Genomic DNA, 5,444 nt, shown 5'->3' on the forward strand with positions numbered 1-5,444 from the left:
CGCCGCTGCGCCCATCATCCGCCACGACCTGGCGCTGCAGCGGGCCGCGCCCGGCGTCTCGGTCGAAGCGGTGCTCGCCAGCCACCTGTCGCGCGCCGACGCGCCGGCGGTCTATGTCGAAAACACGCTGATCAACTCGCTGTTCGGCCTGCTGTTCTGGGATGCCGTTTTTACACCGCTCCCGGGCGCATTTTTCCATCCGTTCCAGAGCGGCCCGGCCGACCTGCACAGCGCCGATTTCCGGCTGCGCCGCGCCAGGCAGTTCGACGCCGGTTTCGCCCAGCTCGACAACGGCGGCTACCAGCAGGCCATCTGGCGCAACTTCCGCGCCAAGGCCGGTATCCAGTCGCCATTCGTGTTCTGGGAGGCTATCGATGAACAGTTGCTGGCGATGGCGCTCGATTGCCTGCCGCCGCTGCACCTGCGGAAATGCTTCGAACGTATCCTGCAGGATATCAAGACCAACCGTTCCGGCCTGCCGGACCTGATCCAGTTCTGGCCGGCGGAAAAACGCTACCAGATGATCGAAGTCAAAGGCCCGGGCGACCGCCTGCAGGATAACCAGATCCGCTGGCTGAACTATTTTGCCGAACACGGCATGCCGGTCGCCGTCTGTTATGTGCAGTGGGCGGAGCAGTGCGCGTGAGCGAGCCCGCCTATGTAGTAGCGGTCCGCGCGCTGTGCGAGTTCACGGCCAAGCAGGGCGACCTCGACCTGCGCTTCACGCCGTCGCCGACCGCGCTGGAAGGCATCGCCGGCCACGCCACGGTGGCGTCGCGCCGCACTGCCGCCTATGAAACGGAAATCAGCCTGAGCGGCCGCTGCGGACCGCTGCTGGTGCGCGGCCGCGCCGACGGCTACGATCCGGCTCTGAACCGGCTGGAAGAAATCAAGACCTACCGCGGCGACCTGGCGCGCATGCCGGACAACCACCGCCATCTGCACTGGGCGCAAGTGCGCATCTACGGCCACTTGCTGTGCCAGGCGCGCCAGCTGCCGGAACTGCAGCTGGCGCTGGTGTACTACGACATCGGCAGGCAGAAAGAAACCCTGCTGACCGAATATGCGACTGCCGCCGGCCTGCAACAATTTTTCGAAGAGCAGTGCGGCCGCTTCCTGGCCTGGGCGCAACAGGAAATGGCGCATCGCGCCGCGCGTGACGAGCAATTGACCGCCTTGCGTTTTCCGCACGCCGATTTCCGCCCCGGCCAGCGCGCCCTGGCGGAAGCCGTGTACAAGGGCGCCAGCGCCGGCCGCTGCCTGCTGGCCCAGGCGCCTACCGGCATCGGCAAGACCATCGGCAGCCTGTTTCCCTTGCTCAAGGCCAGCCCGGGCCAGGGACTGGACAAGATATTTTTCCTTTCCGCCAAGACCTCGGGGCGCGCGCTGGCGCTGGAAGCGACCTCGCGCATCAAGCAAAGCGCGGCCGGATTGCCGTTGCGGGTACTGGAACTGGTTGCGCGCGACAAGGCATGTGAACATCCAGACAAGGCCTGCCACGGGGAATCCTGTCCGCTGGCCCAGGGCTTTTACGATCGCCTGCCGCAAGCGCGCAGCGCCGCCGTCGCCAGCAGCGCGATGGACCGGGAAAGCCTGCGCCAAATCGCTGCTGAACACGGCGTCTGTCCTTATTACCTGAGCCAGGACCTGGTGCGCTGGTCGGACGTGATCGTCGGCGACTACAACTACTACTTCGACCTGAGCGCCATGCTGTATGGCTTCACCATCGCAAACCAGTGGCGGGTAGGGGTGCTGGTCGACGAAGCGCACAACATGATCGAGCGGGCGCGCAAGATGTATTCGGCCGACATGGAGCAAGCCGCCCTGAAGAGCGTGCGGCAGACTGCGCCGCCGGCGCTCAAGCGGGCGCTGGATCGCGTCAACCGCCAGTGGAACGCTCTGTACAAGGCGCAGGAAGGCGAGTACCAGCGTTACGCCGAACTGCCGGATGCGTTCATCCAGGCGCTGCAACAGGCGGTGGCGGACATCACCGACTACATGACCGAGCATCCGGCCGCCATCGACAGCCGCCTGCTGCAATTCTATTTCGACGCCATGCACTTCACCCGCATCGCCGAGCTGTTCGACAGCCACTCGCTGTTCGACATCACTCGTCATAGCGGCCACGGCGGCCATGGCGCTACGCTATGCCTGCGCAATATCGTGCCGGCAACGTTTCTGGCGCCGCGCTTTGCCGCCGCCCATTCGACGACGCTGTTCTCGGCCACGCTCAGCCCCTGGCATTTTTACAGCAAGACGCTGGGCCTGCCGGACAACACCGCCTGGCTCGATGTGCCGTCGCCGTTCACTGCCGACCAGTTGTCGGTGCGCCTGGTGACCGGCATTTCAACCCGTTTCCAGCATCGCGACCGTTCGCTGGCGCCGATCGCCGAACTGATTGCCAAACAGTACACAGAGCAGCCAGGCAACTACCTGACGTTTTTCAGCAGCTACGACTACCTGGAGAAAGTCGCCGCCGTGTTCGCCTCGCGTTATCCCGATATCCCTTTGTGGCAGCAGGCGCGCCGCATGGATGAACGGGAACGGGAGCATTTCCTGTCACGTTTTACCGAAACTTCGCAGGGCGTCGGTTTTGCCGTGCTGGGCGGCGCGTTCGCCGAGGGCATCGACTTGCCCGGCGCGCGCCTGATCGGTGCTTTCATCGCCACCCTGGGGCTGCCGCAGATCAATCCTGTCAATGAGCAGGTCATGCTGCAGATGGACAAAATTTTCGGCCAGGGTTACGACTGCACCTACCTGTATCCCGGCCTGCAGAAAGTAGTGCAGGCCGCCGGCCGGGTGATCCGCACCCAGCAGGACCGCGGCGTTGTATACCTGATCGACGATCGGTTTGCGCGGCAGGAAATCAGACAGCTGCTGCCCGCATGGTGGCAGCTGGCCGGCTGAAATCGCCGCTTGCGATTGTTCCCCGTTTCGATCCGGCCTCACGGCTATGTGAGCTTCCGTACAGACCGGATGCAACGCTGCTCACAGGATTAACATTCACAGCCGAAAAAACCCCATCACGGTTGCCCGGAACCAGAGCGCCGCAATACTTTCGAAGGAAAAGCGAGGCAATCATGCCTAACAAGCCAGAAGGCAAGGGCGACGGACTTGCGCCGCCGAATATTTCGCGCCGCAACTTCATGCAGTCGGCAGCCTGGGCCGCCACCGCAGTCGCCGCGCCATCTTACGGAGCACAGCCAGCCATGGCAAACGACCAGCAGCCATTGACGCCTTATACGGTTCCGGCGCAAGCCGTCGCCCTGGATATCAATGGCAAGCTTCATCAGTTGTCGATCGAACCACGGACCACGCTGCTGGACGTGCTGCGAGAAATCATCGGGCTCAGCGGCAGCAAGAAAGGCTGCGACCGCGGGCAGTGCGGCGCGTGCACGGTGCTGGTCGACGGCCGGCGCGTCAATTCCTGCCTGACGCTGGCCATCATGCAGGAAGGCAAAAAGATCGAAACCATCGAAGGCCTGGCGCAAGACGGCAATCTGCATCCGCTGCAGGCCGCGTTTATCGAGCATGACGCGCTCCAGTGCGGTTATTGCACGCCTGGCCAGATCTGCTCGGCAAAAGCCATGCTCGATGAATTGCGCCAACGCACTGTCAGCGCCGTCACCATCGATGTCAAGGCGGCGCCGCTGCTGTCTGACGAAGAAATCCGCGAGCGCATGAGCGGCAATATCTGCCGCTGCGGCGCTTACCAGAACATCGTCGCCGCAATCCGCCAGGTTGCGGGCGACGACGGGAGTCCGTCATGAATTCTTTTTTCTATGAGCGCGCAGCCAGCATCGACGATGCATTGCGGCTTGCGGCGCAACCCGGCGCCAAATTCATCGGCGGCGGCACCAACCTGCTGGACTTGCTGAAAGGCGGCGCCGAGCGTCCTTTGCGGCTGGTTGACATTACCCGCCTTGCGCTCGCCGACATCGCCGAGTTGCCGAATGGCGGCGTGCGTATCGGCGCCCTTGCGCGCAACAGCGACACGGCCAACCATCCCTTGATACGCCAGCGTTATCCGCTGCTGAGCCAGGCCCTGGTGGCAGGCGCTTCGCCGCAGTTGCGCAATATGGCCACTGCAGGCGGCAACCTGATGCAGCGGACTCGTTGCTATTATTTCTACGACACCGCTTTCGACATGTGCAACAAGCGCCTGCCGGGTTCCGGCTGTGCGGCAAAAGAGGGGCAGAACCGGATCCATGCGATCCTCGGCGCCAGCGCGGACTGCATCGCCGTCAATCCGTCCGACATGAGTGTGGCTCTGGCCGCGCTGGACGCCGTGGTGCGGGTGCGCGGGGTACAGGGCGAACGCAGCATCCCGATGGCCGATTTCCATCGGCTGCCGGGCAATGCGCCGCAGCTCGACACCACGCTGCGGCCGGGGGAATTGATTACCGCGGTCGATTTGCCCGCTTCGCCGTTCGCATCGCATTTCCATTATCTGAAGATTCGTGACCGCGCCAGTTATGCGTTTGCGCTGGTGTCGGTGGCCGCCGCACTGGAAATCCTTGACGGCGTGGTGCACAGCGCCCGTGTCGTGCTGGGCGGCGTCGCCCACAAGCCCTGGCGTTCGCTCGATGCAGAGAGCGCTTTGATCGGCCATCGGCTGGACCAGGCGGCGCGCTCCGCCGCCGCCAGGCTGGCGGTGCAGGGCGCACGCGCTTATGCGCACAACGAATTCAAGATAGAACTGGCCAGGCGCGCCGTGATGCGGGCTTTGCGCAGCGCAGAGCTGGCGGGAGGAACGACATGAACAGCACAGGTCAAGCCATCAGCCGCATCGACGGCCATGCCAAGGTTACCGGCGCCGCGCGCTATTCCGCCGAACAGCCGCTGCCGCGCCTGGCGCATGCGGTGCTGGTCCCGAGCACGATCGCCAGCGGCCGCATGGTGACGATCGATTCCGCCGCCGCATCGGCAATGCCGGGCGTACTGCTGGTCATGACCCATATGTCGGCGCCCCGGCTGCCGGCGGGCGGCATGGCGGGCGCCGCTTCACCGCCAGCCGGCAGGGTCTTGAACCTGTTGCAGGACGACCGCGTCCATTACAACAACCAGCCGGTGGCGCTGGTGGTCGCGGATTCGCTGGAGCATGCACAGGCGGCCGCACAGAACCTGCGCATCACTTATAAAAAAGAAACCGCCCAGCTTGATTTCGAGCATGCGAAAAAAAATCCGTACAAGCCGGAAAAAGCCAAGAACGAAGCCGCCGACACCCGCCGCGGCGATATTGAATCCGGCAAGCGCAATGCGGCGGCGCTGGTGGAGGCTGTATATACCACGCCAATGGAGCACCATAACCCGATGGAGCCGCACGCGACCGTGGCGGCCTGGGACGGCGACCGCCTGACCCTGTACGACTCGACCCAGTATGTGTCCGGCGTACGGACCACGGTAGCCAAAACGCTAGGCATCGCGCCGGAAAACGTCCGCGT

General features: G+C 64.0%; 5 protein-coding genes. All 5 read left to right on the forward strand.

Annotated features, from left to right (window positions below; genetic code table 11):
* A partial coding sequence (locus tag JWQ61_RS03560) for a VRR-NUC domain-containing protein (RefSeq protein ID WP_304359300.1) occupies positions 1–646 on the forward strand: 646 nt, incomplete at its 5' end.
* A complete protein-coding gene (locus JWQ61_RS03565) occupies positions 643–2,907 on the forward strand; it encodes an ATP-dependent DNA helicase (protein WP_304359301.1) in 2,265 nt (754 codons plus the stop codon). The genes JWQ61_RS03560 and JWQ61_RS03565, both read left to right, overlap by 4 nt.
* A 173-nt stretch (positions 2,908–3,080) precedes the next feature.
* Entirely contained in the window at positions 3,081–3,770 is a 690-nt protein-coding gene (locus JWQ61_RS03570) for a 2Fe-2S iron-sulfur cluster-binding protein (protein ID WP_304359302.1), read from the forward strand.
* Complete coding sequence (locus tag JWQ61_RS03575; RefSeq protein ID WP_304359303.1) at positions 3,767–4,762, forward strand: xanthine dehydrogenase family protein subunit M; 996 nt, start codon at positions 3,767–3,769, stop codon at positions 4,760–4,762. The genes JWQ61_RS03570 and JWQ61_RS03575 overlap by 4 nt, the downstream gene beginning before the upstream one ends.
* The coding region (locus JWQ61_RS03580; RefSeq protein WP_304359304.1) for a xanthine dehydrogenase family protein molybdopterin-binding subunit at positions 4,759–5,444 on the forward strand (686 nt) is incomplete at its 3' end. The genes JWQ61_RS03575 and JWQ61_RS03580, both read left to right, overlap by 4 nt.

The organism is Collimonas fungivorans (assembly GCF_028292705.1).
Taxonomy (GTDB): domain Bacteria; phylum Pseudomonadota; class Gammaproteobacteria; order Burkholderiales; family Burkholderiaceae_D; genus Collimonas; species Collimonas fungivorans_B.